The following is a 24,563-nucleotide window of genomic DNA, read 5'->3' as shown; positions in this document are numbered from 1 at the left end:
ACCCTTACGCAGAGCCTCACCCGCTCGTTTCGGCGGTGTGGGTGTCGTGTGGCCTGGGGGGTAGGTACCGGTAGAGGGTGGTGCGGGCAATGCCTGTTTTCTCCACGATCTCACGCATCGATAACCCTTCATTGCGTAAGTGCTCGGCAAAGCGCAGCTTATCCGGATCAACCACACTGGGCCGGCCAACCCGTTTGCCTTTCGCTGTGGCCACAGCCCTGGCGTGGGCTGCCCGCTCAAGCGCATAGGTGCGTTCCATCTGCCCGAACAGGGACAAGATCACCACCGCCAATTGCGCCATCGGGTCATCCGGGTTGGAGGAATCCACCTTGATGGGATCGGCCAGGGTGCGTACCCCGACCCCGCGTTCGCGGAGATCATGAATGAGGTTGAGAGTATCCCGAACAGTGCGGCCCAACCGGTCCAGGGTGTGGACAACAATGACATCACCGTCACGGGCATGCTCGAGTGCCTTCTGGAGGCCGAGTCGGTTGGTGGTGGATCCGGATTTCTTATCGATATAGATATATCTATCCTCGATGCCTTCACGGCGTAAGGCGTCGATTTGTCGGTCCAGGTCTTGTTTCATTGTTGATACCCGGGCGTAGCCGATGTCCATGACAGGAATCGTACCAGAAGTATATTCAGCAGCAGATAATATGGTATGGGGTTGTGGGATAACTTCTGGAACAGGGTCGTCCTGGGACAACGTGTTTTCGGCTTAGTGCTACCAAGGGTGTTCCACTTCCTTGGAAGTGGGACACCCTGATCGGTACGTGGGCCGCCACTGGCCTGGGCCGGAAGCTGCCGGCAATAGCCCTCACCTTTAAATCACGTCGGGAACACCGCCAACTAGGCAGCCGCTTCCTTCCTGCGCAGTGAAGGCCTCAGCCTGAAAGTGCAGACGACCTCTGGCAACGACGCCACCCCATGTCGAAGTTAGTTCAGCAACAGGTGTATAGTTCAGCACATGCTGACTATTGCTTCTCGTCTAGACGTGATGAACCGGTTGGGTCGGGCCATGGCGGATCCGACTCGTTCCCGCATTCTCCTGGCGCTGCTGGAGGGGCCGGCCTACCCGGCCGCTCTCGCCCAGGATCTGGAACTGACGCGCTCGAACGTGTCGAACCATCTCGCCTGCCTGAGGGACTGCGGAATTGTTGTCGCCGAACCGCAGGGGCGACAGACCCGCTACGAGATCGTTGATGCTCATCTGGCGCAGGCGTTGAACGCGTTGCTGGATATCACCCTGGCCGTCGATGACAACGCCGAATGCATCGACGCCGGATGCGCCGTACCTGGGTGTGTCACTGGACAGGAGAGTGCGTAGTGGTAACCGGTCTACTGTCGGCGATTGGTCTGTTTATCGCCACCAATATCGACGACATCATCGTGCTCTCGCTGTTTTTTGCCCGCGGGGCGGGGCAAAAAGGGACCACGCTTCGGATTCTGGCTGGTCAGTACCTCGGCTTCATGGGCATCCTCGCGGCCGCAGTCCTGGTCACGCTGGGGGCAGGAGGATTCCTACCTGCTGAGGCGATCCCGTACTTCGGACTAATTCCCCTGGCCCTGGGACTATGGGCGGCCTGGCAGGCCTGGCGAAGCGATGATGACGACGATGATAATGCGGAGATCGCCGGGAAAAAGGTGGGTGTGCTGACCGTCGCCGGTGTGACGTTTGCCAACGGTGGCGACAATATCGGCGTCTACGTCCCGGTCTTCCTCAACGTGGACACTGGCGCCGTCATCATCTACTGCATCGTTTTCCTCGTCCTGGTGGCAGGCCTGGTCCTGCTGGCAAAGTTCGTGGCCACCCGCCCGCCCATCGCAGAAGTCCTTGAGCGCTGGGAGCACGTGCTGTTCCCGATCGTCCTGATCGGCCTGGGCATCTTCATCCTCGTCAGCGGCGGCGCCTTCGGCCTCTAATAAGCCCATCCCGAGCGCCCGGGTGGCCTATCCAGGTGTTACCATCGGCGTCGACTGAACCGCCATTCGAAGCCGCGGAAAAACCGCCAAACGAAGCTGCAAGTCACAGCCTCCACGCTTCTTCTTTCGTTTCTTGCCGCTTTTCTTGGATGGAGGGGGCGACTCTACGCGGAAAATATAGCTTGCCTCTTCTTCACACCAAGTTCCATCAGGTGCTGCATGCCCACTAAAATGAGTTTTCCCAAGGTAAACCTGCATAACCCGCCGACAGAAAGGGCAGGACACCTTACCTTCAGTTACGCGAACGATTGGTGGCTGCAATGTCCTTACCTATCCTCCCCACCCCTGGAATGCGTCTATCGGTCTTCCCCAGAAACGACCAGGTCGAAAAAGCGCTCAAAGAACGCCGTGAGCTTGGTGATGACTCGCTGCTTCACGCCATCCAGGGACTGATCCTGGTTCTTCGCAAACCGTGACAGCCGGGGCAGAATCTCCACGATTTCAGTACCAGAGGTGCGCAGCTGCCCGTCCCGGAGGGCCTGCTCAACGAACTTCTTCGCCGGCTCATCCCGGAGACGTTCACCCTCGATGATCTCATCGAGCTCGGCGTTCTTTCGCCCCTCGATGAACTGGCGCCAGGCCGTATCGACCTCAGCGTCCTTCTGCGCCGAGATGGACTCCACGAAGGCCTCCACCAGGTCCTTCTTGTTGCGCAGCGAGGGGGAGGCGTCCACCGCACGGCTGATCTCGGAACGCAGTTCCTTATCATCCCCGTCGCCTTTCTCCTGGCGGTACTTCTCCACCAGCATGAGGATGTAGTCGACGTTGATCTCGACCTGCTTGATCAGCTCAATCTCGAAGACGACGTCCTCGTCGATAGCCTCATGCTCGGCACGCTCCTGACTACGACGCTCCTGGTACAAATCCAGGTACAGGCTCTGGTAGTCCTGCATCATCCGGGGGTTAAGCGGGTTATCCGAGGTCTCCGGGTCCACGAACTTATCAAAGCTGGTCAGAATATTGTGCAGGCGCAGGATCCCGCTAAACAGCACGATGAAGTTCTTCGGCTGACAATGAGAATCTCACCATCATCACTGATGCCGTCGTGTGCGAACTCATTGTCGAAGAAGGGACGGTGCACGGAGTCATTCTTGATACCCCACAGGGACGCCAAGAACTCCGCGCCCCGGAGACCATCGTGTGCGCGGGCGCCATCAATTCACCCGAGATCCTCTTGCGCTCGGGCATTGGCCCCACGGAGGAGCTGCGTGAAGTGGGCGTGGAAGCGCGCCACCATCTGCCGGGCGTGGGCAAGAACCTCCACGATCACCTCCTCTCCCCCGTCATCTTCAGCACGGAGAAAGAGATTCCGGCACCTGCCTGTCTGCCGGCTGAGGTGCATGTCTTTAGCAAGTCTCGCCCGGAGTTGTCGGTGCCCGATACGCAGCCGCTCGATTTCTCCATACCGATGTATAACGAAGACATGACGGGACCTGCCAGTGGGTTTAGCCTGCTGGGCGGGATCGTGCGCCCTGCCTCCCGCGGCGAAATTAAGCTCACGGGTCCAGACCATAGTGATCCCATCTCCATCGATCTAGGCGCTTTGAGCGCACAGGCTGATGTCGATGCCTTGGTCTTCTCGGTCAAGCAATGCCGCGAGGTAGGCCGCCAAGAGGCAATGGAAAAGTGGGGTGCGCAGGAGATCTACCCGGGCCCGGACGTCTCCGATGATGACCTGGAAGACTACGTGCGTTCCACTGCCGTGACCTATCACCACCAGGTGGGTACCTGCAAGATGGGCATTGATGATCGCTCAGTGGTCGATCCACGCACCTTGCGCGTCTATGGGCTGCAGGGAGTACGCATTGCCGACGCCTCGATCATGCCCTTCGTACCCATCGGCAACACCAACGCGCCCTCCATTCTGATCGGAGAAAAGGCTGCGGCCGCGGTCTTGGCGCAGGATAGCGAGGTCCCCGAAGGTGCCTTCGTCTAGCAATGCACAATCCTCGAGCGATAGGCGCTCGGGGATTCTTTGTATTCGGCCTTGAAGATGCGCGAGAAGTGCGAGGGATCGTGCAGGCCAAAGCGTGAGCTGATGGTGGCGATGGATTCTTGAGCGTGGAGGGGATCTGCCAGCTCGGTGCGGATGCACTCGAGGCGGCGGGTGCGGATATAGGTGGACACTGATAGGCCCTCGGCGGCAAAGCGCGCATGGAGATGGCGCACGGAGACGAAGAGCGCTGCGGCAATGGTGTGTGGGGAGAGCTCATCATTGCCCAGGTGTTGCGTGATATAGGCCTGGGCCTGGGTGAAAAGGAGGTTCTCGGGGACGGGGTCTTGGGCTTGTAGCTCGGAGGACAAGACGGAGACGAGGACGTTGAGCGCTGAATGTACCAAGGCGGTGGCGTGGGGGCCGCGCAGAACGTCGATGTTATTGGCCAGCTGTTCAAAAAGCGGGACGGCGACCTTGCCCAGCCCGTGATTGCGGGAAATCGGCCGTGCGGTGATGCTTTTGACCTGGTGCGGGGACATGTTGAGAAGGCGTTCCGGGAAGTGGACCACCAGGGAGTGCTGCTGTCCCGGGTAGTCCAGGGTGTAGCTGCGTTGGGTGACGTAGAGCGCGAGGTCGCCGGGGAGAAGGTGGCACGTTCGTCCGTCTTGGGTCAGGCTGGAGCTTCCTTCGAGCTGCAGGCTGAGCTTGCAAAAGCTGGTGTCAGCGGTGGAGATATAGGAGGCCGGGCGGGAGACGGAATGGGCGGCGGTGTGCATGTCGAACAGGGAGATGTCCCCGACCGCGGTGCTTAAGAGCTCCGCCCAGAAAGGCTGCGCTGGGGCGGTGGCCGCAGCGACGTCGAGTTTGCCAAAGGAGCGGCACGCAGTGGTGCGCCAGGCGGCCAGATCGAAGCGGCGTATGGCAGTGTTAGGCATATAAGAACTATAACGTGAGCTATGGCACAGTAGTAGTCAATGTGTGTGCACGCTTAGTCAAGAAGTGCAAAGTGTCCCAGATAACATTGAAGGGGTGCGGCGACACTGTTGGCACCCATGGCATCATAACCGGCACGCCGCTTTGCTAGTTTCAACTCCGCTACTGACTAGTTCACGCATCCATTCGAGCAGCCTCAAGGAAGAAGGAACAGAAAATGACTCACAACCCCTACACCACCTACGCCGATCTCCTCGCCGCAATCACCGCAGATTCTGGCACGGAGATCATCAACCCCGCCACGGATGAGGTGGTGGGCACGTACCGCCAGGCCACGGTTGAGGATCTCAACGAGGCTGTGACCACGGCGCGTGCCGCCCAGCGCGAGTTTGCTGGGCTCAGTGACGCGGAGCGCTCCCAGCTACTCCTGCAGGCCGCGGATGCCATCGAGGCCTCCGGCGAGGCTCTCGTTGAGCTTCTCTCCCGCGAGCAGGGCAAGCCGCTCAATGGGCCCAATGCCCGCTTCGAGGTGGGCGCGTGTGCGGCGTGGCTACGCGCCACCGCCTCCTTCGATTCTCCTGATTACACGGCGGTCGACGATGACATCACGGCCACCGTGTCCTATCGCCCGCTCGGCGTCGTGGGCGCAATTGGTCCGTGGAACTGGCCCATGATGATCACGGTGTGGCAGATCGCACCGGCCCTGCGCATGGGCAATGCCGTGGTGATTAAGCCCTCGGAGTACACTCCCCTTTCCGTGTTGGCGCTGGTCAAGGTCATTAACACGGTGCTTCCAGAGGATCTCGTGCAGGTCGTGGCCGGTGGCGGCGAGGTGGGGGCTGCGTTGAGTACGCACGGGGGCATCGACAAGCTCATGTTCACCGGTTCCACGGCGACGGGCAAGAAGATTGTGGAGGCCTCCGCCCAGGGTCTCACGCGCCTGACCCTGGAGCTGGGTGGCAATGATGCAGGTATCGTCCTCGAGGACGCCGATCCTGCTGCTATCGCCGGCGATCTCTTCTGGGGTGCGTTCATCAACACCGGCCAGACCTGCGCGGCGATGAAACGCCTCTATGTTCCCGCCGCGCTTTACGATGACGTCTGTGCCGCCCTCGTCGCCGTAGCCCAGGCCTCCCCCATGGGCGTGGGACTCGAGGAAGAAAACGTGCTCGGGCCGCTGCAGAATAAACAGCAGTTTGAGATCGTCGACCGCCTAGTCAAGGAGGCCACTGCGGCCGGTGCGCGCGTGCTTGTCGGCGCGGACCCGGACTACGGCGCGCCGGGCAACTTCTACCCCACCACCCTCGTTGCCGATATTGACCCGGACAACCCGCTCGTAGTTGAGGAGCAATTCGGCCCCGCGCTTCCGATTATCAAGTACGAGGATCTGGATTGGGCCATCGAGGAGGCCAATAAGCTCGATGTGGGTCTAGGCTCCTCGGTCTGGTCCTCCGATCGCGCGAAGGCCCGCGAGGTTGCCGCCCGCCTAGAGGCAGGCACCACCTGGATCAATAGCCACGGTGCAGTGGATCCGCGCGTGCCTTTCGGCGGGATCAAGTCCTCCGGCTACGGCGTCGAGTTTGGCACCGAGGGCCTCAAGGGGCTGGCCTACCCGCACATCATCAACGGCTAAGCAGGTCCAGGATGTCATCGGCGTGGTAACCCAAGACACCCCGCTTGTTAAGGACTGTGGTCCGTAGCAACCCCGCTTGCTGTAGTCTTTCGAGAGCCTTGCGTGCGTTACCTGGGGTCACGCCGTAGAGGCGTTGAACCGCCTTGGTAGTGAGGATGGGGTGTGCTAGGAGGCCGCGCAACAGCTTGGACTCGATCGAATCAGAACGCAGCGCCCGCTGCTTGCCATCGGAGCGCCGTGATTCTTCTACTCTGCGGATCCAGTCTGATTGAATTTCTTCCAGCTGCTTCGCAATGAGCGAGGCCTGCGAGACTGCTTCGGAGGCGGCGTCGAGAAAGACCTCCAGCCAGCCGCTGAGATTTCCTTCCCTAAACGCTGAAAGACCGTCGACGTACTTATGAGACCACGTACCGAGAACCAAGCTAATGGGAAGGATCGTTTGTTGGGTTAGTCCACGGCGGAGCAGTACCCCGTGAATGAGTGCCCTCCCCACTCGGCCGTTACCGTCGGCAAAGGGGTGGATTGTCTCGAATTGCACGTGAGCTATCGCGGCTTGAATAAGGGCACCGTGCTGTGCGCTGTCAAGGTAAGCGCAGAGATCCTCGACTAGTTCGCGCACCTGGCCCGGCGGTGGGGGTATGAAGTCGGCTCCGATGGGTGTGCGGTTGCTGCCTCCGATCCAGTTCTGCATCTCCCTTAGACCGCGCGGAATGCTGGGGTTATCCCCCAGCAGCTCGGATTGAAATCTCTCCAGCAGCTCTACGGTGATAGTCGGTTCGTTGGTGAAAGATTCCTCTATGGATCTTAAGACCTTGAGGTTTCTGGCAACTGCCTCCGCACTTTCCTTGAAGCCTCGCACGTCCTCGTCCTGGGCGAGTTCAGCGAGGACCACCTTGTCTACTTGTGGTGCGATTCCCTCGATTCGGGAAGATGATATGGCCTCAGAACGCATGAGTAGCCGAGCGATCGACTCTAGTTGCCCGGAGGAATCGTTCCTGCTGAGTGCAAGTATCTCGCGTTCCACCTCGGCAGCTTGCTTTGCCAACGCGGGAGGAATGACCCAAGCGCTGCCACTGAGCAGGTCTGGAACGAAAGCTCGGTACTCGCCGCCCTGCTTATCGCGGCGAGAAATGCCGGATCCTGACTCGGGGATCCATCGTTGTGTGACGTATTGCGGCATTTAACACCTTTCCAGTCTCGCCAAGCCGATTGGTGGTCGGATAACTCTTATCTAACCACTCACTGAGGTATTGCGGTCGGATAACCCTTAGATCTTCTAGATTGCGGTGTCGCGAGGAGCTAGCGAGCCCATGTCAAAGCCCACGGCCGGTCAAGCCTATTGGAACGCCCATTCGGAGAACTAAGCTGCCAAGTTGAGGTGGACTGGTATATTCTCCGGGAACAAACCCAGGGTCGGTATTGCATTTGCCGACGTGATTTGCCGAGACAAATAGTATCTCTCCCTGTTCTGCTTCCACCGAAAGGCTTACATGCATAGCATCATTGTTGGCCCGGGCGCCTCGACCGTCAGCTGCCCTATCTGTGGGTATGAAGTTGAGATCTTTAGGAAAGAAGGCCGTCTCGCACAGCATAAATCAAAAGGCCGGAGCATTTATGATTGCTCTGCTGCTCGGCTAAAGTTCTCTTTCCAGGGGCTAAACGAGGCTTCCGCAAAGAAGAAGAAGCGTCAAGATGCGGCGAAAAAAGCTAAGGCGAAGTCTTCAAAGTCCGCGAAAGCTAAGGCCTCAAGGCGGGGCATGGACAAAGACGAACAGGCCGCCAGCCGTTACATGCGCCGAGTCGGAAGAGTTGCCACCCGCCAATCTCGCTACATGGAGCGGGATTTTGCAGTTTGGGCAGAGGGCTCCTGGGGAGACACGAACTCTACCGATACTGGCGGCCGTAACTCAGTCCACGCGGCTCATGGGGGGCGAGTCCAGTCGAATAGATCGCGCTATTAGGTGACGCCGACTGCGTTCTTTCGCTGGAGATGTACTGCAGATCTAGTCACCTTCTGCGTGATTCCAGCTGGGGATCATGAGTGGTGTTCCAAATGCTAGGTTTGCGACGATTCTGGATTCCAAGCCGAATACGGTGCGGGCGAGGTCCTCGGTTATCACCGTCCGGGTTCGCCGGCGGAGACTAATTGCCCATCCTACATCGCGATGGTGCTGGTCATGACCTTGTTGCAGAGGGGTAACAGCTGATATTGGGTCAGTGGCTCAGGGAAGAATCTGACAACGACGCTCCTTACGCTGCTGTGTCTTTTTGTAGCAAGCGAGTGTATCGAGCTTTCCCATTTCCCAGGTGTGTACCAAGCCGCGTGCGCAACAACTACCTTTGTAGAAGGTCTATATGCGCCCGCGGCGCCAAGCCCATAGTGATAATCCAATGCCCGCAACAGCGGTTACGGCCCACAGGATCTGACCTTTCCACAATGACTCAAAGGGATCTTCAGGAAGTTCAGATAAGGGGACGTACGGACTCGGGCCGCTGTCTATACCCAGGGGTGCCACCGGAAGAAATGAATAGACGGTGAGTGCCACAGCGAAGGTGGTGATGGGAAATACTACCCAGAACCAGGGAAATCCGTGACTTTGTTGCTTGCTTCGCCGGGGAAGGACCGCCCCGGCGACACCGAGGACGATAAGCGCCGTGAGCACCAAGAGCCATGTCATGGAACAATAGTGCCATATTCTCCAGTCCTAATGTGCGGTTCATTCTCGGCTGCGGCACTGGCCATCAGGGGCATCTCCCCGCTATATTATTGACAATGACTGTCAATAAGAAAGTTCCGGTTACAGTTCTCAACGGGTTTTTGGGATCCGGCAAGACCACGCTATTGCGTAGCCTCCTCATTCAGGCAGCGAAGAGCGAACCGCCGCTGAGGTTGGCGGCAATCGTCAACGATATGAGCAGCCTCGACGTAGACGGCCTTATCGTTGAAGGCGCGGAGGTGGTGAGTGAGAGCGAGGGAAACTTCATCAGTATCAGTGGTGGAAGCATCCACGGCCCAGAGATGCTACCTGCATTAATCACGGCCTGTGACACGCTCATCGAGCGCGCGCAACCCGAGCACATCCTCATTGAAACCTCAGGTAGTACGCGGCCTTGGCCGCTCATCAAGGCGCTAGAAGCCCACCCCGGTCTGCAACTCCGGGGGTTTCTTTCGCTTGTCGACGCCGGTTCATTGCGCAGCGACTTCTCAGGGGGAAAGGCAATCTTTCCTGCGGTTTCCCGCCAATTGGAGACGGGCGAACAGGGCATCGAGATGCTCATTGCGCAGCAGCTGATGTTTGCTTCAGAAATCTACCTCACCAAGGTGGATAAGCTGCGCCCTGGGCAGGCTAGGGAAATAGCGGAAGCTATCTCGCCGATCAATCCCTTCGTGGGAATCACCGCGCTGCACTTTGGCAACATTCACCTCGGACAAGTCCTGGATTATCCGGCCTATGATTTTCACCGAGTAGAGCTCCTCGGCAGCGAATTAGAAGAACGGGATCGAAGATTCCCGGAGCAGGCAAACATAGTTTCCGCGGTAATCAATGATCCCCGCCCCTTTCACCCGCAGCGGCTGTGGGAAGCGTTTAATACCGCACTCCCCCAGGCCCTATATCGCAGCAAGGGCCTAACGTGGCTGCCAGGCAGGGATGATCGCATCCTCTTATGGAACCAAGCGGGAGGAGCAATCAACCTCGAGTTCTTCAACTATTGGAAGGCCGGCGTACTCACGCATGAACCCAGTAGGCTCAGCGAGCGTGAGCGCAGCGAGTTGTCAAAGATTGTCGCCGAGATCGATCCGGTATTCGGAGACCGGCGCACCAGCATCACGCTGCTGGGAGAAAAAGAGGAAACCACGCAATTCCATCAACTTCTGCTCACTTGCCTGTGCACAGCAGAAGAGGTAGAAGCGTGGCTTAATGGCGAGGCATTTGTTGATCCCTGGCCCACAGATGCCATTCGGCTCAGCGAAGTACCCAATTAGGCTCGCCTGCGGCGCCAAGCTCAAAGTGATAATCCTATGCCCGCAGCAGCGCTAACGGGCCAGAGGATCTCGCCCGACCACAATGAACCAACGTAATCTCCAGGGCTTTCACTCCGGAAAATCAATAACCCCGGTGATATGCGTCTAAAACGCAGGGATCGCTCCGGGGCCTTCAGCGTGAAGCATAACAGTTATACGGCGACGATATAGCCGCCATTCCACTGGCTGCGTCTACTTTGCCTGGAACAGGGCCTCCGCAGTGAGCAGGTCGTAGAAGAACAGGCGCGGGGCGAGAGGCATGGCGTCGGCAAGCAGGGGCATGTCCTCCTTGAGCAGGGGCGTATCCGGCAGCGTGCCGGCGGCCTGGGCGCGTGCAGCTAGGGCGAAGACGTAGGAGATATAGGGCATCCAGGCCGCGGCCCCCCGCTCCGGGGCGGTGCTGGCGCTGGCGAAGGCACCCAGTGCGATGAGCGTGTGGCTGACAGACATGTCCACGCCGGCCTCCTGAACGAGGGTGGAGAGCGCAGTGGCATCCTTGGACAGCTGGTCCAGGGTGCCCAGGGCTTCAAAAGCGGCATTATTGGCAAAGCATTCGCGCAGGGCCAGGATGCGGGCGGCTTCCCCCGCCAGGCCGGTGACCTCCGGGTTGGGGGTGGCGGCGCTGGCGGCGTTGAGCAGCAAGGGCCGGGTTACGGTGTCGGCGCCGGTGGCCAGGGCCTGCGCCAGCTCGGGCGAGGCGGCCTCGGCCAGTGCTTCTGGCTGGGTGCTGATTGCGGCCAGCAGGCTCGGATACTGATCGAGGCGGACGGGCTCGCCCTCATCAAGGCGCGCGTGGAAGAGCCGGCTGCGCACCAAGGCGCGGGCCTGCTGGGCGGGGTTGATGCCGCTTTCCCCCAGCGCGGCCACGGCGGCGCGTGGGTGGGAGCGCAGGAGCTCGATGATGCTATCGAACATGGCCTGCAGCTTCGCGTTGGGGCTGGTCACCGAGAGGGTATGCAAGGCATGGAAGGCCTGCCATAACTCCTGGGCGCTCCAGTCCTCGGAGGCGAGGACTGGAGCGGGAGTTCCCTCCTCGCGGCTGGCAACAAGGGTGCTGCTCGAGGGCCGTGCTGGGGCGGCGAGGTTGGAGGAAATGCTGTGCTCGCGGACATCGACAAGCAGGGCGCCAGCCTGGCCTAAGGACTCTGGGAGTTCAAAGCCGGCCTCGGTTGGGCGCAGCGCCACGGCTGCGCTGGCCGGATCCTCTAGGGGCCAGGCCCAGCCGATGAGCGAGGCGGCTTCCTCGCCATTGAACTCCACCGCAATGCCATCCGCGCTCAGCATCGCGCGCGAGGCCAGCGGAGCCTTGCGCACGGTGGCGATGGCGGCATAGATGAGGCTGGTCGCACCGGAGGCCTCGTATTCGAGGATGCGGCGATCGAGGCTGCGGTTGAGGTGGGAGGCACGCTCGGCCTCCGGCAGGCCGGCGAGGTAGTCCTCGTAGCTCAGCGTGGACCACATGAGGAAGAGCTCGGCGCTGGGCTGCTTGCGCACGGCCCCGGCCAGGGTGGCGTTGGGTACGGAGAGGAAGGTCGCGGCCTGCGTGGTGCCGCTGGTGCGCGCGAGCTCCTTGATCTTCTGCCGCTTGTCAATGGTGACGAACTTCGCCAGCGGCAAAGGCCGCGGGGAATACACGGTGAAGTTCGCATCCAGATCGAGCTGGCTGGCCGGGATGATGGTCTTATCCAGGTAGTCGGCGGGTTCGGTGCCGATGTACTTGACGCGGGACACCAAGGACTCGGGCACGATCTCAATATCGAGCTCATAGCCGGCCTCACTGGCCACCGTCTCGATGCGGTAGGCCTCGGTCTCGGTGAAGTGCCGCAGCTTCTTATCCAGCGCGATGTGCTTGGCCGGGTTGGAGGCCAGGGTATAGCTAAAGGGCGAGTACTTGCCCAAGGCGTCGATGAAGCGGAAGTCGGTGCCGCGCGGGCCCTCGTTCTTGAAACGCATGTGCAGGCCCTCGGCGATGGTGAAGTAACGCACGTCCACCTCCTCGCCGTCGCGGAAGAGGGAGAGGCGGTAGCGGCCCACCCACGGGTCCTCGTAGAGATCACTGGGCAGTACCTCGAAGGCACCGCCGGCCTCGAGCTCGTCCTCGGAGATGGCCTCGGCTTCCCCCCTCAAGGGTGCGTAGGTGAGATCGAGCAGCCAGTCGCCCTCGGCGTGGATGAGCACCCTGGGCGATTGGGTATAGATGGGCGCGCCATCGAGCGCGCGGGCATTGGGCAGCACCTTGACGTCTGTGTCCCACTCGAAGTCGACCGCAGGTGCCACCTCCAGTTCCACCGGCTGTGCCAAGGGCAATGCCACGCTAATCGAAGCCCTCCCATGCGCATTGAGCACACACGTCTGCCACCCAGCCCACTCCCCCAGCGGGCGCGTGGCGGTGGGATCTCCCGCCTCCACGGTGGTGCCCTGCGGTGCTAAGAGCGTGTAGGTGAGGGGGCTCAGCTCCCCGGTGCACACGCGGCCCTCGCCGTCGAGGACGAGGAAGGGGCGGCTCTCACTGATGCCGGGAATGCTTAAAGGTCCCGCGAGGACCTCGTCCCCTGCGCGCAGCGCCACCGTGATCGCGCTAAAGGGTGCAGGGATGCCCACGTGCAGCGGCAGCTCCACGCCCTCCGGGGCGGCGAACTCCCGCAGCGTGGCGGAACGGTCCAGGAAGTGGGTGATGACGGCCCACTGCGGCTGGGAAAGTCCGTGATCTTCCGGCAAGACTGGCAGGACCAGATCGAGGATATTGGTATCGGAGTTGAGCCCTAGATAAGGGGCCTGCTCGAGGATATCGAACTCAATAAATGATGTCTTTTCAATCGAGGAAATCTCCGCATTCATTTGTTCCATTCTAGAACAGGTAGACAATTTTTATAAATGACCAGGCGGGACCTTTTCGCCCTTGCCCGCGCGCAAAGAACCGCGCCGCAGTGCCACAGCCAGGAGCACCAGGCCGCAGATGAGGAAGGCGAAGGCCCGCGGGAATCCACCCAGCGCAGACAGGTCAAAGAAGATGAGTTTGGCCACCGAGGCCGCCGCCAAGACGAGCCCGGTTATCATCGCCGCGCGGTTCTCCAGTAGCCTGCGGCTCAGCAGCAGGTAGGCTCCCAGCCCCATCCAGCTAATGGAGACCAACGCATGCCCGCTAACGAAGCCCAGCACCATCAGGGACATTCCACCGACGCTGGCACCCAAAGACGCCAGCGGCACCACCACCGCCGTGCTTGAGAGGTACAGCGCGCACAGCCCAACCACGTAGAGCACCGGTGTGGGCAAGGTGCGCAGGTGACCGCGCCCCCGCAGGAGGACCGTGGCCACCAGAATGAGGAAGACCAACACCACGCAGCCCTGCGGGCCAAGGTAGCGCGCCTGGCTGAGCATGGGCAGGCCGGTATAGGTGATAAACCCGGCCAGGTCCGCAGTAATCCACAGCGCGGCTAGCACCCACACCACCCAGGCCACCGCCGTCCTCATCACCGGGATGAGCAGCACCCACGCCGCGAAGAAGAGCACGAAGGCCGTCAAGGAGAGCCAGGCTAAAGCCGCGTTGAAGTACAGGAACAACAGCGTGCCCGCCACGAGCACCTGCCCCATCAACCGCACCGGCGCACGCTCAAAGCGCGCCACCAAGGACACACCCGCCACGACCGCCGCCGCCAGCACCGCTAACATCTGCGCAAACTCCCACGAAGATGTGGCCAACGCCAACGCCAGCACCACGGGCGCTGCCACACTGGCCGCCGCATCTGGGACCTTTCCTACGTGCCAGGCCTGCCGCGCCGCCCCGCTTGGCGAAGCCCCATACCACCGCCCCGGGTTCCACCCCGGCGCAATGCTCAGGCCCACCATCGCCACGGCTGCCAGCACTGCCAGGATCCACTCAGCATCAACAGCGCCAACAGTGCCAGCGGCGCCATCTGCGCCATCAGAATTAGCAAAGGCAAAGCCCAACCCCACGGCCAGCACCAGGCCGGCTACATTGCGTAGCCACAACTGCGGGCGCACCTGGCCCGCGATGACAAAGGCCGCTGCCGGCACCACCAGGCCAACCGCCGCCGCTAGGTTCTGGTCCCACGCCGCCGCCAGCAAGTGCGCCATCACCGCCACCATAGAGCCCACGGCAAAGCAGCCATTGAGCCGCCCATCGTGGTAGCGCAGCGCCGCCACCGTTGCCCCGGCGTAGAGCAGCCCTATGCCCACACTTGCCACGATGACCGGCCACCACTCCAGCACGTGTACCACCACAAACACCGTGACCAGCGCCGTGTACAGCGACGTCGCTGCCAACGCCAGGAAAGCCACCGGCGGCGCAGTAGCGCGCACCCGATAGGCCACGCCACCCAAACCCGCAGAGACCGCAAACGCCAAGACCACGCGCCCCGCCGGACCCAGCCAGCCATTCTGGATAGCAATAGCCACTAGCAGTGCCACGCCAATGAACGTAATCACCGCCCCACCAATGGCCACCGCACGCGTTATCTGCGCCTCGCGGTCGCGGGGTTTCCGCGGTGCCGGTGCAGGTAAAGGTGCCGCCGGAGCAGCAGCAGACGCACCAGCACCAGCACCAACTGGCCCCGCCGACCCAGCCGACCCAGCCGACGATCCAGCAGCAGATTCTCCCGAACCCAAACCAGCCGTCTGCTGCGCATAGGGATTAGACCGCGCCGCATCCGATACGGACGCAACCTGCGGCGGGTAAAGCCACTCTGATTGCGTGGGAAGAGCCGGCGCAGACGGCACGGCCTTCGGTGTTTCCACCGGCTGCGGCACATCTTCCGGCGCCACAACGCCCTCCGGCGTGGTGGAAGCAGATTCCTCAGAGCGGATCCGCTCCATGGCTTGCATGTACATGACCATGCGCTGCCGGTGCATGGATTGTTCCTGCTCAATGAGCTGGCGCAGGAACTCTGCCTGGGTGCTCTTGTTCATAATGCGATGGTACTGGGTGCAAGCACGCTTGTCAGGGGTGAGGCTCCGCGCATTTTCGCTGATATAGCAGCAATTACATGTAGTAAGAGGGGACTGCTCGACTAAGCTGTGGCACAGAATAGACACAATTAGTTCAGAACAAGTACAAGGAGCGCTCGGCGGGCAATGGCTAGAACCATCTGGGGGATTCACAACGACACATTGAGTGACGAGCTAATTGACCAAAGCTTCATCAGCATCGGTTGGGACAACGTTGGCGATCTCCACAACATCTCCGGCGGCCGCGAGGGAATCAAGCGTGCTCTCCTTGAACGTGAACCAGACGCTAAGCCTCGCAGTATTGCCGGCCAAGCCGGAGTTCTCTTCCGCTTCTCCCATGAGCTGGCTGTCGGCGATATCGTCGTTGCACCCTATAAGCCCGATAGCACCATCAACCTCGGCATTGTCTCCGGCGAGTACTTCTATAAAGCGGATGCACCGACCCATCGCCACCGGAGGCCAGTCCAGTGGGTGAAGATCGGTCTGCCGCGAACGGTATTTACCCAGTCCGCCCTCTATGAGTTTGGTTCCTCCCTCACTCTCTTCCAGATAACGCGGCACACCCAAGAAGTCCTTACCGTGTTGAATAGCTCCACCGATGACGCTGAGAAAATTGCGGAAACCGTTGATGCTCTCCACTCCTCAACTACCAACGGGGATCCCGCAGACGATCAATCCCCGGAGCAACCACGAGCTTCGCGCATCTTGCGCCACACCAGAGACTTCATCCTGGAGGTCCTTTCTAGCCGCATTAGCCCGCAGGAATTCGAGGAGCTTTCCGCAGCCCTATTGCGCGTCATTGGCTACCAGGCACGCGTGACACAGTATTCCCAAGACGGCGGCGTGGACATTATCGCCCACAAAGATCCGCTTGGCGTTGAACCACCACAGATTAAGGCGCAGTGTAAGCAGCGTGTTTCCACCATTGGTGCCCCCGAAGTCCAACAACTCGCGGGAACCCAAGGCGATGGCGAGCTGTGCTTGTTCTTCACCCTCGGCACCTATAGCCGCGATGCACTCAGCATCGAAAGACAGCGGCCAGGCCTAAGGCTACTGTCCGGTGAAGACATCGTCACACTAGTGATGGACAACTACGACGCTCTACCAGAACGCTGGCGCAGGCTAATTCCACTCACTCCCGTCCTCGTTGTGGCCGATGAAGCGGAGTAGACGCGGACTAGGAGAAAGCTCCACTACCCCAAGCAGATCTGCCAATGCCAATCTCACACACTCGATTCAGGCAATAGGTACGATGACCGACGGCTCGGCTCCTGGATGAATGTTCGAAGTTTAGCTGTAGGTGTCCCAAGCAATGATTAGAGTTTGCGGGGCAACTGATGGCAGCGCCTCCTCGAGTAGTGCTCTCTGGCTTGGTAGGACGTCAAACTAGTTTTAAAGAAAAGGTGTTCAAACTGTGAAAGAAACCCAGCGCGCGGAATTGCATAAGACTATTTGGCGTATTGCTAATGATCTACGTGGCAGCGTGGATGGGTGGGATTTTAAGTCCTATGTCCTGGGAATGCTGTTCTATCGGTTCATCTCCGAGAATCTCTCCGAATACATCAACCGTGGGGAGCGTGAAGCCGGAGACGCTAGCTTTAGCTATGCGGATATTACTGACGAGCAGGCAGAGTTTGGTAGAGCTGAGACGGTAGCTGAGAAGGGCTTCTATATCCTCCCCTCTGAGTTGTTTGAGAACGTTCGAAAGGGCGCGAAGAGCAACGAGGAGACTCTCAACGAAATCCTAGCTGCAGTTTTCAAGAATATTGAGGGTTCGGCTGTTGGCACTGCAAGTGAAGATGACCTCAAGGGACTTTTTGACGATCTAGATGTCAACAGTAACCGGCTAGGGGATACGGTTATCAAGCGCAATAAAGCTCTAGTGAAGCTGCTTGATGCCATCGGAGATCTTCCACTGGGCAGCTTCGAGGACAACACCATTGACCTTTTCGGTGATGCTTACGAGTACCTCATGGGTATGTATGCCTCGTCTGCCGGCAAGTCTGGTGGAGAGTACTACACTCCGCAGGAGGTCTCAGAACTTCTGGCCCGTATCACTGTGGTGGGAAAGACCAGTGTGAACAAGGTATATGACCCAGCAGTCGGCTCAGGTTCTTTGCTCCTCAAGTTCGGCAAGGTGCTGGGCAAAGACGGTGTGCGCCAAGGCTATTTTGGGCAGGAAATCAATCTGAACACTTATAATCTGGCTCGCATCAACATGTTTCTCCATAACGTGAATTATGAGAAGTTCGATCTTGCGCACGGGGATACGTTAACGGATCCGAAGCATTGGGATGATGAGCCTTTTGAGGCGATTGTGTCTAATCCTCCGTATTCGATCAAGTGGGAGGGCAATGCCAACCCAGTGTTGATCAATGATCCGCGCTTTGCTCCTGCAGGAGTCTTGGCCCCGAAGTCCAAGGCTGATCTGGCGTTTACGATGCATATTCTGTCATGGCTGGCTGTCAACGGCACAGCCGCAATCGTAGAGTTTCCCGGAGTTCTCTACCGGGGTGGCGCGGAGAAAAAGATCAGGAAGTACCTGATCGACAACAACTTTGTGGACACGGTTATTCAGCTTCCGCCGGATCTGTTTTTTGGGACGACGATCGCCACTTGCATCATTGTGTTGAAGAAGTCCAAAACGGATAACAGCGTGTTGTTCATTGATGCTTCGGCTGAGTTCAAACGTAGTGGCAACAAGAACAAGTTGGAGCAGCCCAATCAGGACAAGATTCTTGAGGCGTACACCAAACGGGAAGACATTGAGTACTTCGCCAAGCTGGTCAGCAGCGAAACTATCGGGGACAACGACTACAACATCGCGGTCTCATCCTATGTGGAGCCGGAAGATACCCGTGAAGTCATTGACATTAAGGCGCTCAATGCTGAGATTCAGGGAATCGTTGCCCGCCAAGCCGTGCTTCGAACTGAGATTGATGCGATCGTGGCTGATCTTGAGGGCACCGCGTAATGGATGAAGCATCGAGCGGTGAGGTGCTGCTGTACCAACGGGATGACGGCACTCCTGACATAGAGGTCCGGCTTGAGCAGGAGACTGTTTGGATGTGCCAGCGGCAGATCGCAGAACTCTTTGGCACAACCCGTGAAAACATCACGTTGCATCTTCACAATGTTTTTGATGAGGGAGAACTTGTCGAATCAGTAACTAGTAAGGAATCCTCACTAGTTCGATCTGAAGGCTCACCTGTAGTTCGCCGCAAGGTGCTTTTCTATAATCTTGACGCCATTATGTCTGTTGGATACCGGGTCAAGAGTATGGCTGCGACCCAGTTTCGTATCTGGGCCACCGAGCGTCTGCGTGATGTTCTGGTGAAGGGCTATGCGGTTGATGAGAAGCGCCTCGAGCAGCTAGGTCAAATCGAGGAAATCCTCGACAGGTCCGATGACGAGCTAGTTTCTGGTGCTATAGATATTCTTTCTGAGTATCTTCCTAGGCTGATTCCATTGAGAGATTTCGACGAGGGGCGGATCGAGGCTGATGCACATGTTGATCCCCATTGGGAGCTAACTCTTGATGAAGCACGCTCAATTATCCATAAGGTGGCAGCGGAGTTTCCCTCCGATGATCTGCTCGGTCAGGGACGCGATGAGGGGCTGGCCGGGATTATCGGAACTACCTATCAGAGCTTCGGTGGGCAAGAGGTCTATCCGACAGCCGAGGGCAAAGCTGCCAACCTCTTCTACTTCTTTGTGAAAGATCATCCGCTTTCCGACGGCAAGAAGCGGGGTGCGGCCGCACTGTTTGTGACGTTTTTAGCTCGGAACGGACATCGTTACGGCCTTGATGGAGTATCTCGAATGTCCAGTAATGCTCTAACCACAATCACGCTGCTGGTAGCGATGAGCAAACCTCTAGAAAAAGACCTCATGGTGTCGCTTCTGGTACGCATGATCGGAGAAAAGACCAAATGAACCAGATTGAGAAGCTCCTCGAGGAGTTGTGCCCGAATGGCGTTGAGTACAAGCTACTCGGAGAAGTCGGAAATGTTTTCCGAGGAAAGCGTTTTGTGAAGGCTGACATCACTGAATCAGGGATTCCCTGTATTCATTACGGTGAGATTTACACTAGGTATGGCATCTCCGCTGAAGAGAGCTTTTCCTTCGTTTCCGTAGAACGAGCCAAATCACTTCGATTTGCTGCACCGGGGGATGTCATTATGGCGACTTCGGGTGAGACTGTAGCGGATATTGGAAAGTCGGTGGCTTGGCTTGGAAACGAACCTGTAGTGATTCATGATGCTTGCTATGTTATTTCGAGCCCGATGAACTCTAAGTTTCTTTCGTACTTTTTCGCTTCAAGCGGTTTTCGGGATCAGATAAAGCAAAAGATTTCTTCATCGAAGATTTCTTCAATTTCCGTAAGAAATGTTTCGAAGACAGCTATCCCTGTTCCCCCTCTTGAAGTCCAACGTGTCATCGTCGAAATTCTCGATAAGTTCACGGAGTTAGAAGCGGAGTTAGAAGCGGAGTTAGAAGCGCGTAAGAAGCAATATGGGCATTACCGGGCTGATTTGCTTGAACTACCAAATGTACCGTTAGTATCACTCACGCAAATTGTTGAAAGCATATCGTCTGGTAGGAATAAGTCTCGAGTTCAAGACGGGAAATTTCCTGTTTTCGGTTCGACAGGGAAGATCGGCACTACAAATGAATACAATTACTCTGGCGATTCGCTCCTTATTGCGCGGGTAGGTGCAAATGCTGGGATGGTGAATGTAGCTTCTGGATGCTACGACGTGTCAGACAACACTTTAATCATCAAACCAAACTACGGTTGGGATATTAGATTTGCATTCCATCAACTGACACGCATGAATCTAAACCAATACGCGGTCGGTGGAGGACAGCCTCTATTAACCGGCAAGCGTTTAAAGGAGCTTATGGTTCCTCTTCCCTCTCTTGATGAGCAGCGCGGAATTGCAACAGTTCTGGATCGATTCGACGAACTTGTCAACGACCTTTCCGCAGGCCTGCCCGCCGAAATTGCGGCTCGTCATAAGCAGTATGAGTACTACCGAGATCAGCTGCTCAGCTTAAGAGAGGTTGAGTAATTATGCACTACGAATCACTCCAAGACTTGGCCTATAAACTGCGGAGAGCAAAAGCCAATAACACTCTAATCTTTGCTCCAAATACCATCGGTAAGACTCGGCTGTCACAGTCTTTGAAAGAGCAGAATCCTGAGGGGGTAATGCTCTATAACGCATTGGTTGAAGACGATTTTATCTGGGACAATGAACGAGTTGTATTCAAGATGAATCTTGATTCAGAACTACTGAGTGTCATCGTAACGCAAGGCCTTGATGGGGAAATCATAAAGAACTTTCAGAGATTCACGAACGAACGAATTGAGCCAACGCTGGACTTCGCAAGTGGAGAGATAACCTTCGGCGTGTACAGGGGTGATGACAACCCTATTGACGGAATTAAGCTATCTCGTGCTGAAGAAAGCATATTTGTTTGGTGCGTTTACTTCACTGTACTTAGCGAAGCGGTTGACGTTTTGCTCGAGGACGAAGAGTTATGTTCCACGGCGGAATACGATGCATTAGCGATGGTCGTGATTGACGACCCAGTTTCGTCGATGGATGACATGAGGATCATCACTGTAGCACTCGCTTTGTCCGACCTCATGGAGCGTGCAGCGCAACTCGATTTGAAGTTCTTGGTTACCACTCACCATGCGCTTTTTTTCAACGTCTTGTTCAACTCATTGAAGTCAAAGCAACTCTCGAAACGGGCCTGTCTCCTTCAGCGGGGGGTGGAAACTGGTTGGGAATTAGAGGAACAGCCAAAAGACTCTCCATTCAGCTACCATCTCAGCATCATAGGAGATCTAGAACGGGCGATTTCAGAGAACAAGATTCAACGGATCCATTTCAACCAGTTCCGCACGCTTCTTGAGAAAACCGCGAACTTTCTGGGGTATTCAGGGTGGACACAGTTGTTAACTGGGATGAATGCACCCATACTCAAAAGTATTCTCAACCTCTACAGTCACGATCGTATTGCGGACACTGATTCTTTTGAAGTTTACGATATTCACAAAGAGGCATTGAAGACGGAGTTCTCTGAATTCCTTAAGAACTTCAGATGGGCGGCTGTGGAATGAGCGATTTGATGCCTCGCAAGTACGATCCGATTGCGGTTAGTAGTGAGAGCACGGTTGTTGCTGAGTTCCTCGCTGATGCTGTTGAGGAAACTGCGTATCAGTCGGAAGCTCAACTGGAGAAGGAGTTGATTGAGCTTCTTCAGTCTCAGGCTTATGAGTATCTTCCGGTGACTTCGCAGTCTCAGCTGGAGGAAAATCTTCGTAAACAGTTGGAGATGCTCAACAGTGTTACCTTTTCGGATTCGGAATGGCAGCAGTTCTTTGCTGAGCGAATTACTGGTGCCAATGACGGCATTGTGGAAAAGACCGTCCGAATCCAAGAGGATCATATTCAGCTGTTGAAGCGTGATGACGGTTCGACGAAGAACATCACGCTCATAGATAAATCGAACATTCACAACAACCGGCTCCAAGTGATCAACCAATACGAGGTTGCGCAGGGCGAGGGTGGAGCCACGTACGCCAATCGCTACGACGTCACAATTTTGGTCAATGGTCTGCCGATGGTTCATGTGGAGCTCAAGCGCCGGGGTGTGGACATTCGCGAGGCGTTTAACCAGATTAATCGCTACCAACGGGAGAGTTTCTGGTCTGGTTCGGGATTGTTCGACTATGTGCAGCTATTTGTCATCAGCAATGGCACTTTGACTAAGTACTATTCCAATACGACGCGTTCGCAGCACCTTCGTGAGGGGCAAGGCAAGGCCCAGGGTAAGAAGTCGTCGAATAGCTTCGAATTCACTTCGTGGTGGGCGGATGCGAGAAACAAGCCGATTCAGGATCTTTCGGCCTTTGCTAAGACCTTCTTTGCTAAGCATTCACTTCTCAACGTGTTGACGAAGTACTGTGTGCTGACCGTGGATAAGACTTTGCTGGTTATGCGCCCGTATCAAATCGTCGCAACGGAGCGGATTCTGCAGCGGATCGAAACCTCATCGAACTACAAGAAGTACGGCTCGATTGAAGCCGGCGGCTATATTTGGCACACCACTGGTTCGGGAAAGACACTCACCTCGTTCAAGACCGCGCAGTTGGCCTCCAAAGTCGATGACATCGACAAAGTTCTTTTTGTAGTAGATCGCAAGGATCTGGACTACCAGACCATGCGCGAGTACGACCGTTTTGAAAAGGGAGCGGCGAACTCAAACACATCTACAGCGGTATTAAAGAAGCAGCTGGAAGATCCTTCAAAGAGGATTATTATCACCACTATTCAAAAGCTGTCTACTTTCATTGCCGGCAACAAAGAACATGCGGTGTTTGGTGGGCACGTGGTGATCATCTTCGATGAGTGCCATCGTTCCCAGTTCGGGGATATGCACCAAGCGATCACTAAGGCATTTAGAAAGTACCACCTGTTTGGTTTTACAGGGACGCCGATCTTTGCGGAGAATTCTGGGTCTAGCGGCAATCCAACTCTTCGTACTACGCAGCAGGCTTTTGGCGAGAAGCTACATACTTACACGATTGTCGATGCCATCACGGACAAGAACGTGCTCCCCTTCAGGATTGATTATGTTAATTCAATCCATGTTGGCCAGGTCGTGGACAAGCAGGTTTCCGCAATCGATACTGAAAGGGCACTGCTGGCACCAGAGCGAATAAGCAAGATTGTCGAATACACCCTCAGCCACTTTGCTCAGAAAACGAAGAGGGAGAGCAGCTACGAACACAGCGTCATCGCGAACGTATCTGCGGTAGCGAAGGATAAGAGCCGTTCAAGGGTGGTAGAAGTAAAGCGCAAGGGACGTGTGCGTGGGTTCAACGCCATCTTTGCTACTGCCTCCATTGATGCTGCGAAGCGTTATTACAATCATTTTCAAATGCAGCAGCAGGATCTTCCTGAAGCCCAACGACTCAAGATTGGGTTGATTTATTCCTATGCGGCGAATGAGGCTGAGGCGGAGGACTATCTGGATGAGGAAGGTTTCGATACTGTCGGTCTTGATGCGTCGTCCCGAGTATTTCTCGAGGACGCGATCCAAGACTATAACGAGATGTTCGGCACGAGCTATGACACTTCCGCGGATAAGTTCCAGAACTACTACAAGGATCTGTCGTTACGGTTGAAAAACCGTGAGCTGGACATGGTGATCGTAGTCAATATGTTCCTCACCGGCTTTGATGCGACAACTTTGAACACGTTGTGGGTGGACAAAAACTTGAAATCGCATGGTTTGATTCAGGCGTATTCACGCACCAACAGGATTCTGAACTCGGTAAAAACCTATGGCAACATTGTGTGCTTTCGTGACCTAGAGCAGCAGACTAACGATGCCATCGCGTTGTTCGGTAACAAGGACGCTCGCGGTGTGGTTCTTTTGAAGCCATATCACGACTATTACTCAGAATATGCGGAGAAGATCACTGAGCTTCTCGATGTCTACCCCCTAGACCAACAAATCCTCGGTGAAGAGGCAGAGAAAGAATTCATCGCGCTTTTCGGCAGCATTCTGAGGTTGCAGAATATTTTGACGTCTTTCGATGAATTTGTTGGCAATGAGATTCTTAGTCCTCGTCAAGACCAGGATTATAGGAGCCGCTATCTGGATTTGTACGCGGAGTTCCGTAAAGAGTCTGATGCGGATAAGGAAGCGATCAATGATGATGTGGTCTTCGAAATCGAGTTAATCAAGCAGGTTGAAATCAACGTTGATTACATCTTGATGCTGGTTGAGAAGTACCGTGAGAGCCGGGGTGATGGCCAGGACAAGGAAGTCCGCGCAGAGATCTCGCGGGCTGTGGATTCGAGTCCGTCACTGCGCAACAAGAGAGACCTGGTCGAAGCTTTCGTTGATTCGTTGAGCGTCGACGGCGAAATCGACCAAGAGTGGCAGGCATTCATTGCAGCCAAGAAGGAGCAGGAGCTCCAAGACATTATTGCTGATGAGCATCTCAAGCCTGCGGAGACGAAAGTCTTTGTGGAGATGTGCAGCGCGGCGGTTGGAAA

Annotated in this window: 17 protein-coding genes and 1 pseudogene; 12 read left to right on the top strand and 6 right to left on the bottom strand. The window is 56.8% G+C overall.

Features of this window, described 5'->3' with window-relative positions; translation table 11 throughout:
- Positions 1 to 16: 16 nt before the first annotated feature.
- Complete coding sequence (locus B2696_RS09415; protein ID WP_286955117.1) at positions 17 to 619, bottom strand: recombinase family protein; 603 nt, start codon at positions 617 to 619, stop codon at positions 17 to 19.
- A 351-nt stretch (positions 620 to 970) separates the two neighbouring features.
- On the opposite strand from B2696_RS09415, the gene cmtR reads away from it, so the two are divergent.
- Together cmtR and B2696_RS09405 are read left to right on the top strand one after the other, a co-directional pair.
- Positions 971 to 1,330 (top strand): Cd(II)/Pb(II)-sensing metalloregulatory transcriptional regulator CmtR, encoded by a 360-nt coding sequence (gene cmtR / locus B2696_RS09410; RefSeq protein ID WP_011013963.1) that lies wholly within the window; start codon positions 971 to 973, stop codon positions 1,328 to 1,330.
- Positions 1,288 to 1,926, top strand: a complete 639-nt coding sequence (locus B2696_RS09405; protein ID WP_286955132.1) for a cadmium resistance transporter — start codon at positions 1,288 to 1,290, stop codon at positions 1,924 to 1,926. The genes cmtR and B2696_RS09405 overlap by 43 nt, the downstream gene beginning before the upstream one ends.
- A gap of 356 nt (positions 1,927 to 2,282) precedes the next feature.
- Here B2696_RS09405 and B2696_RS09400 read toward each other — a convergent pair whose 3' ends face one another.
- Positions 2,283 to 2,978, bottom strand: a complete 696-nt coding sequence (locus B2696_RS09400; protein ID WP_286955115.1) for a type I restriction endonuclease subunit R, EcoR124 family — start codon at positions 2,976 to 2,978, stop codon at positions 2,283 to 2,285.
- Between the two features lie 32 nt (positions 2,979 to 3,010).
- On the opposite strand from B2696_RS09400, the pseudogene B2696_RS11490 reads away from it, so the two are divergent.
- A pseudogene (locus B2696_RS11490) lies at positions 3,011 to 3,247 on the top strand (GMC family oxidoreductase N-terminal domain-containing protein); the annotation flags it as partial.
- A gap of 147 nt (positions 3,248 to 3,394) precedes the next feature.
- A complete protein-coding gene (locus tag B2696_RS11485) occupies positions 3,395 to 3,922 on the top strand; it encodes a GMC oxidoreductase (protein WP_349679254.1) in 528 nt (175 codons plus the stop codon).
- Here the strand turns inward: B2696_RS11485 and B2696_RS09390 are convergent.
- The gene (locus B2696_RS09390) at positions 3,919 to 4,857 is read right to left on the bottom strand and encodes a helix-turn-helix domain-containing protein (protein ID WP_286955113.1); all 939 of its coding nucleotides are present in this window, start codon (positions 4,855 to 4,857) and stop codon (positions 3,919 to 3,921) included. The genes B2696_RS11485 and B2696_RS09390 overlap by 4 nt on opposite strands.
- 215 nt (positions 4,858 to 5,072) lie before the next feature.
- Between B2696_RS09390 and B2696_RS09385 the strand changes: the two genes are divergently transcribed.
- A complete protein-coding gene (locus B2696_RS09385; RefSeq protein ID WP_286955112.1) occupies positions 5,073 to 6,488 on the top strand; it encodes an aldehyde dehydrogenase family protein in 1,416 nt (471 codons plus the stop codon).
- On the opposite strand, the gene B2696_RS09380 is transcribed toward B2696_RS09385, so the two are convergent.
- Positions 6,478 to 7,668 (bottom strand): Fic family protein, encoded by a 1,191-nt coding sequence (locus B2696_RS09380; protein WP_286955111.1) that lies wholly within the window; start codon positions 7,666 to 7,668, stop codon positions 6,478 to 6,480. The genes B2696_RS09385 and B2696_RS09380 overlap by 11 nt on opposite strands.
- 1,593 nt (positions 7,669 to 9,261) lie before the next feature.
- Between B2696_RS09380 and B2696_RS09375 the strand changes: the two genes are divergently transcribed.
- Positions 9,262 to 10,473 (top strand): CobW family GTP-binding protein, encoded by a 1,212-nt coding sequence (locus B2696_RS09375; RefSeq protein WP_286955110.1) that lies wholly within the window; start codon positions 9,262 to 9,264, stop codon positions 10,471 to 10,473.
- A 231-nt stretch (positions 10,474 to 10,704) separates the two neighbouring features.
- On the opposite strand, the gene B2696_RS09370 is transcribed toward B2696_RS09375, so the two are convergent.
- Positions 10,705 to 13,350 carry a hypothetical protein gene (locus B2696_RS09370; RefSeq protein WP_286955109.1) on the bottom strand — a complete coding sequence of 882 codons (2,646 nt, stop codon included), beginning with the start codon at positions 13,348 to 13,350 and terminating at the stop codon, positions 10,705 to 10,707.
- A gap of 30 nt (positions 13,351 to 13,380) precedes the next feature.
- A complete protein-coding gene (locus B2696_RS11600; protein ID WP_414646597.1) occupies positions 13,381 to 13,890 on the bottom strand; it encodes a DUF2339 domain-containing protein in 510 nt (169 codons plus the stop codon).
- A 1,713-nt stretch (positions 13,891 to 15,603) separates the two neighbouring features.
- Here B2696_RS11600 and B2696_RS09360 point away from each other — a divergent pair.
- From B2696_RS09360 to B2696_RS09335, 6 genes are all read left to right on the top strand, one after another.
- A complete protein-coding gene (locus tag B2696_RS09360; RefSeq protein ID WP_286955107.1) occupies positions 15,604 to 16,647 on the top strand; it encodes a restriction endonuclease in 1,044 nt (347 codons plus the stop codon).
- 244 nt (positions 16,648 to 16,891) lie between these two features.
- Positions 16,892 to 18,451, top strand: a complete 1,560-nt coding sequence (locus B2696_RS09355) for a type I restriction-modification system subunit M (RefSeq protein WP_286955106.1) — start codon at positions 16,892 to 16,894, stop codon at positions 18,449 to 18,451.
- Complete coding sequence (gene rhuM, locus B2696_RS09350) at positions 18,451 to 19,413, top strand: RhuM family protein (RefSeq protein WP_286955105.1); 963 nt, start codon at positions 18,451 to 18,453, stop codon at positions 19,411 to 19,413. Before B2696_RS09355 ends, rhuM begins: the two co-directional genes overlap by 1 nt.
- Positions 19,410 to 20,552 (top strand): restriction endonuclease subunit S, encoded by a 1,143-nt coding sequence (locus tag B2696_RS09345; RefSeq protein WP_286955104.1) that lies wholly within the window; start codon positions 19,410 to 19,412, stop codon positions 20,550 to 20,552. The genes rhuM and B2696_RS09345 overlap by 4 nt, the downstream gene beginning before the upstream one ends.
- A 2-nt stretch (positions 20,553 to 20,554) precedes the next feature.
- Entirely contained in the window at positions 20,555 to 21,613 is a 1,059-nt protein-coding gene (locus B2696_RS09340) for a hypothetical protein (RefSeq protein ID WP_075730809.1), read from the top strand.
- Positions 21,610 to 24,563, top strand: a 2,954-nt coding sequence (locus tag B2696_RS09335; protein WP_286955103.1) for a type I restriction endonuclease subunit R, incomplete at its 3' end; no start/stop codon positions are given. The genes B2696_RS09340 and B2696_RS09335, both read left to right, overlap by 4 nt.

Origin of the sequence: Corynebacterium sp. UBA4397, assembly GCF_002390965.1 — a bacterium.
Classification (GTDB): Bacteria; Actinomycetota; Actinomycetes; order Mycobacteriales; family Mycobacteriaceae; genus Corynebacterium; species Corynebacterium flavescens.
Note: the sequence above shows the minus strand (reverse complement) of the source record. Positions and strands in the feature narration are given on the sequence as shown.